The following is a 4,547-nucleotide window of genomic DNA, read 5'->3' as shown; positions in this document are numbered from 1 at the left end:
GACCAAGGCTATAGCCTCAAGCCTGCTGCCGATTCTACAAAAAGGTCTGACTAGCGCACTTGAAATATTAGCACCTGTACGTGACACGATTAAATGTGTCATTAATGGAAAATACGACTTCTTCCCAATTATCACCGAAGATTGTGAGCTGTTTGTCACTGACATTTGGGAAAGATTAAACTGGTCATCACGTTCAAATCTATTATCCTATCTAAAGAAAAGAAATGTTAATCTGACTAATAAACTGAATCCAAATACAGGTAAAAATGCGGCCGCATTCCACTCAGTAGACTTAAAGGAAAAAACATTTTCATTAGCGAAGAAGTCTATCGATGAATTATGGAAACAGATGTCAGTGTTAAGTGTGGCTGATTGCCCAGATAAACTAATATTTGTTACCCAACATCAGCGCCATCATTCTGATAAGAGCACAGAGCCCTGGGAATTCACAATGATAACGCATACTCAGATATCAGACTATATTTCAGGTCGCCCTGAACTTGGTATCAAAAATATATTTGAACGCAAACATCTGTGCTATCAAGGTGAACAAATCCGGCTGACATCACATCAATTTCGTCACTTTCTAGGCACTATGCTGGAGATCTCAGATTCAGTAACTCCTATAGAGGTTGCTCGCTACTTTGGGCGAAAGTATACTCCAGACAATATAGCCTATGACCACACTAATCCAGCTAAAAGAGTCATGGATAACGCAGACATACTCTTTGCCGCCTCAAATATAACACCAGAGCAAGCAAAAGAGGCATCAGTGATCTTTACGCTGGTTGATCGTGATGAGGTTCTTGAAACGATAGAAGACATTGGCACAACACTTATCACTGCAATTGGCTTATGTAAACATGACTATAGTGACTCTCCATGTGGAAAATACTATGCATGCGTCCGTGGGTGCTCTGAGTATTATCGTATAAAAGGAAAACAAGGAGAGATAATTCATTTACAAAAACTTCAAGATGAACAAGAAACTCGAATTCAGCATGTTAAGGCAGCTGTTGACGCAGAATATCATGGCTCCAATAACTGGCTACGTTCTCATGAAGAGCTATTAAATGGTTGTCGTATAGCCCTCGCTATTGAGCAGGATAATTCAATTTCAGATGGCGAACGAGTGCAAGTTTTTCCTAATGGTAATAATGGGTGTGTTGCAATATGAAAAAAGAACAGAAACAAATTACAGCTGCACTAGAGCAAGACTTCTGCAAACTCATCGTAATCCTAGCTGCCCGCAGTGGGAGGAATAAGGTCACCTGGAAGGAACTAGAACAGGAGACAGGGTTTACTCGGCAAGCATTGTCCAAAAAAGAATCTATTGTTAAGGCTTATAAAGAAGCCAATCAAAGTAGCAACATAATAGAAAATATCGGCAGGCGTGCAGAAGAAACCCAATCAAAACTTGATAAAGTGAAAGAGGAAAATATCAAGTTAAAAAAACTATTAGCTGACTATGATGAGACTTTTGTTCGCTGGTTCGCCAATGCAACAAGTCATGGTATGTCCATTGAGGAGTTGGAAGCACCGCTCCCACACTCTATGAAGACAAAAGCTAGATTGAAAGATCTTAAAAAATGAATAGAGCATTCAGTATTAGTCGTGAACTGGAAGATTTCGATCTCGATAGAATGCATGCCAAGGCGCGTGAAAATCTAGTTAAGGTGGCAAATTTGGTCGGGCCACTTGACCTTGCTGAATGGCAAAACTTCATAGAAAATGGCAGTTTAAATGCAACTGCAATAATAAAAGAGATTGGCATATCTCGCTCTAGCTATTACCAAAACAAATACATTGTTGCGTACCTTAAAAGTAAGGCTCAATGGCTAGCTGAACAGAATACCTTACAGGAGCTGCCCTACCAGGCTCGGGATACTTCAAAAACACCCGCAAATCGATACAGCCCGCTAGAAAAGAGCATTCAAGAGAAAGATAAAATGATTCGCCAATTACAGCTACGGGTTGCAGAACTAGAATCTCATCTAGAAGGATTGAAGCAGGAATATAAATCTCTTCAATCAAATTCACATCGAGATCAGCATCGCATGGAATTGCTAGAAATATTTAAGCGGGTGCCAAGATGAATGACTTCGGGCAAGAGAGGTTTTTCCGCATCACAAGATCACCATATTCATCCAGAAAAGGTCGATCATTTCATGCTGTACAGATAGATCCTGACACTCTACGTAACTGCAATTACAAGCAGAACTACATCATTCACATAAATGAACATAACAGTGAGCGCCTATCACTAATATTGGCAAAGGGTGCATTGGTTAAATTAGCTGTCAAAAAGCAGTATAGTAGACGAGTAGAGCACGGAGGTATTCTCACTGTAATCACCCCTCAATACCTAGACCTTATTAGGCCATCAGGGGAGCAGATCGCACTTATGTTAGGCAGTCACACCAGATTTAAAGGTGTTGGCCCAGTGAAAGCCCGTAAATTATGGTCTACATTTGGTGAGTCCCTATTTGAAATATTGGATAATGGGGATATTGTAAGCCTGCGTAAGATATTAAGTGAAAACACTGCAAAAAATACTGCCGATGCATGGCGTAGCTATATAAATATTAATGCTATGCGATTCTGCAATGCAAATTTAGGCTTATCAGTATCAACCTCATTTTTGGTATCAGATTATTATCAACAGGAAACCATAAGTAAGATAAGCGAAGATCCTTACCGATTATTAGCATTTGGTGTTGATTTTAATGAATGTGATCGGATCTCACTGGCTCTAGGCTTTCAATTGGACGCTCCTATTAGGTTCGCAGCAGCAGCCGAGGAGGCGTTGTACTGTCATCTTTCTAACGGGAGTACATTAGCAACACGATATGATTTAGATATATGGCTGAAACAACTCTTGCATATCCCAATGAATCCAGAAAAAACAGAGTGCTATGTTAATCAAGCATTCGCACTCGCCACATCGTGTGAAAATATCCTTGAGGTTGGTGATAATGAATTACAGAGCGCAGGTGCTTTCACCATGGAAGCATATGTTGCTCAGCGATTGGTGAACCTCATCACAACCCCGAGTAAATTATCTCTCGATGAAAAAAGGATAAACTTCTATATCAATCAATACGAAAGTAAAAAGTGCTTTCACTTAAGCTCTCTTCAAAAAGAAGCTATCTTTGGGGCTATAAAACATCGTTTTCTAATTATTAATGGTGGTGCAGGTGTAGGTAAAACTACATTATTAGATGCGCTTTATTCAGTGCTTCATAAGTTAGATATAATACCAGTACAAGTCGCACTTGCAGGCAAAGCAGCAAAAAGGATGGCAGAGGCAACAAATCAAGAGGCTTATACTATCGCAAGATTTATTAGAAATTTCAATGCTAAAGATTATGAAGGCAGACAACTTGTTATTGTTGTCGATGAAAGCTCAATGGTAGACTTACCTAGTATGTACCGCCTATTGAGATGTGTTCCTAATTCTGCACATGTAATCATGTTAGGCGATATTGGGCAGCTCCCACCTGTAGATTTTGGTCTTGTTTTCCATGAACTGGTGCCAATGCACGACATTCCCAAAATCACATTAACAGAGGTTCGTCGGCAAGATAGACTCTCAAATATTCCGGCTATCTCAGCCGCTATCCGTAATGGTGTTCTTCCAACATTTAGCTACGATGATGTCGTCCATATTGATATAAATGGAACTAATGCAATTCAAAGGAGAGCAGTCTCAATATATTTAGAAAAACCTGATGAAACACAAATAATTTGCGCTACAACCAAAATGGTTAATGATATAAATAAACGCTGCGTAGCATTTAATAAAAGCAAGCCATTAAGAGTATTCATAGAAGAAGTAAATCGATATTTAGATACTGAGTTTAAACTACATGACAAAGTAATGTGCTGCTCCAACCTTTACGACCATGACCTGATGAATGGTTCCACAGGACACATTTGCCAAGTTTACAACGTAATGAAAATTCTAAAGAATGATGACAACGATGAATCTTTGACTAGCTTTGGTAAGATACTGTGGGATGACGGCATAGAACGAGAGATCTCGTTGGATATAATCAATGCCCTTCGCCATGCTTATGCTATGACAATTCACAAGAGTCAGGGTTCACAGTTTAAACAAGTCATCATTGTTCTGGATAAGGCCCCAAACATTGATCGAACAATGTGTTATACCGCGATTACACGAGCCGTAGAAAAGGTCTACTTGATCGGGCCTTTGAATATTCTGAGCCAAGCTCTAACGCATGAGTCAGCAAGCAAACGAAATGTTGATCTTGGACATAAGGTGAAGGCGTTGCTATTAAAAAAATAGCAGGCCTTCCTTTAGCTATTGGTGAATAGCTACCCAGAGTTTGAGTCACTTATCATATCAAAGACCGATTCTGAGCGAACGGGTTCAGGCAATAACCCCATGTTCAATCCGACCAATGAGATCGACCACGGCTTGGACACCGCTTGGTGTAGTCAAGATATTCATAGGTATCTCACCTCCCAGCCCTTTTGCAGGGCAATGTAACCAAGCCATAGCCATAGCCATAGCCATAGCA

The 4,547-nt window shown here is 40.0% G+C and carries 5 protein-coding genes; 4 read left to right on the top strand and 1 reads right to left on the bottom strand.

Translation table 11 applies throughout. The features are described 5' to 3' along the window. From PG892_RS21685 to PG892_RS21670, 4 genes are all read left to right on the top strand, one after another. A partial coding sequence (locus PG892_RS21685) for an integrase (RefSeq protein WP_270825843.1) occupies positions 1–1,177 on the top strand: 1,177 nt, incomplete at its 5' end. Beyond that, on the top strand, positions 1,174–1,593 hold the full coding sequence (locus tag PG892_RS21680) for a hypothetical protein (protein WP_134997596.1): 420 nt from the start codon (positions 1,174–1,176) through the stop codon (positions 1,591–1,593). The genes PG892_RS21685 and PG892_RS21680, both read left to right, overlap by 4 nt. Continuing rightward, positions 1,590–2,096 (top strand): hypothetical protein, encoded by a 507-nt coding sequence (locus PG892_RS21675; protein WP_134997595.1) that lies wholly within the window; start codon positions 1,590–1,592, stop codon positions 2,094–2,096. The genes PG892_RS21680 and PG892_RS21675 overlap by 4 nt, the downstream gene beginning before the upstream one ends. After that, positions 2,093–4,312: an AAA family ATPase gene (locus PG892_RS21670; protein WP_134997594.1), complete on the top strand. Its 2,220-nt coding sequence runs from the start codon at positions 2,093–2,095 to the stop codon at positions 4,310–4,312. Before PG892_RS21675 ends, PG892_RS21670 begins: the two co-directional genes overlap by 4 nt. Positions 4,313–4,396: 84 nt before the next feature. Here the strand turns inward: PG892_RS21670 and PG892_RS21665 are convergent, their stop codons facing one another. Further along, positions 4,397–4,525, bottom strand: coding sequence for an antitoxin Xre/MbcA/ParS toxin-binding domain-containing protein (locus PG892_RS21665; RefSeq protein WP_235462802.1), 129 nt, complete (start codon positions 4,523–4,525; stop codon positions 4,397–4,399). Between the last annotated feature and the right edge of the window lie 22 nt (positions 4,526–4,547).

The sequence above is a fragment of the Aeromonas sp. QDB68 genome (assembly GCF_027707405.1).
Classification (GTDB): domain Bacteria; phylum Pseudomonadota; class Gammaproteobacteria; order Enterobacterales; family Aeromonadaceae; genus Aeromonas; species Aeromonas caviae.
Note: the sequence above shows the minus strand (reverse complement) of the source record. Positions and strands in the feature narration are given on the sequence as shown.